Below are 266 nucleotides of genomic sequence, written 5' to 3'. Positions count from 1 at the left end.
CCCCCGGCGACTTCATCGGCGAGATCGCGATGTTCTCGCCCGACCGGCTGCGCACCATGTCCGTGGTCTGCGAGACGGAGGCGGAAATGCTGTGGATCACCGAGGATGAGCTGGCCCACCTCTGCTACCAGAAGCCGGAGATCAGCTTTTATCTCCTGCGCCTCATCACGTCCCGGATGGCCGAGAACGTGAACCGCACGGCGCAAGCCGCCATCGCCGGAGGGGAAGCGGCCGGGCCGGAGGCCAAGCGGGTGGTCGCCGAACCC

General features: G+C 67.3%; 1 protein-coding gene. It reads left to right on the top strand.

Going from position 1 to position 266, the window contains the following annotated elements:
- Positions 1 to 266: Crp/Fnr family transcriptional regulator (locus JT719_RS24810; protein WP_207436453.1), on the top strand; the 266-nt coding region annotated here is incomplete at both ends.

Origin of the sequence: Sabulibacter ruber (genome assembly GCF_017355955.1) — a bacterium.
In the GTDB taxonomy this organism is placed as follows: Bacteria; Bacteroidota; Bacteroidia; order Cytophagales; family Hymenobacteraceae; genus Nibribacter; species Nibribacter ruber_A.
The sequence above is the reverse complement of the archived record's forward strand: the minus strand, read 5'-3'. Positions and strand labels throughout refer to the sequence as shown.